Origin of the sequence: Collinsella aerofaciens (genome assembly GCF_032584215.1) — a bacterium.
In the GTDB taxonomy this organism is placed as follows: Bacteria; Actinomycetota; Coriobacteriia; order Coriobacteriales; family Coriobacteriaceae; genus Collinsella.
In genome coordinates this window covers 1-462 of record NZ_JAWHPN010000121.1, presented here as the reverse complement: position 1 = coordinate 462, position 462 = coordinate 1, and the positions used below count along the sequence as shown (strand labels likewise).

At 52.6% G+C, this 462-nt stretch carries 1 protein-coding gene; it reads right to left on the bottom strand.

All coding sequences use genetic code 11. From position 1 onward, the window contains the following. Positions 1 to 354 (bottom strand): hypothetical protein (locus RX395_RS10045; RefSeq protein WP_316367361.1); only part of this gene is annotated, 354 nt, incomplete at its 3' end. Positions 355 to 462 lie beyond the last annotated feature (108 nt).

The window sequence follows — 462 nt, the reverse complement described above, 5'->3', positions numbered from 1 at the left end:
CCCTATAACCGCATAGCTCCTCAACTCACCCTGCAATTCACAGCCGACACCGATTTCCAAATCTGGAGAAAGACCCTGTTGCTTTGCCATTTGATAAGACAACGCTTCGCCGCCCATGCGGGCCCGCATAGTCATAAAGTCAACCAAATCCTTCTCTTCGCACTCCAGCTTAAAGCTGCTGTAGGGAAAAGTGGAGAAGGGCTCCAGGCCCACGCTGATATGCGGCTCCAGCGCCTTGCTGTCTGGATACACATACAAGCCCTGCTCATTGGCGATCCGTACTGTAAACTCCCAAGCCGTTTCATTGTTCCGAGAGAGCATCTGGGCAACCGGAATGTCCTTTGGGATAGACACACGAACTCCACAGGGCTCCATCACAGAACGGATCACCTGTCCCAAGGTCTTCCCAGTATTTTGGAAGGTCTCACTTCTGCGCTCCTGATCCGCAAGGCAGGAATATGT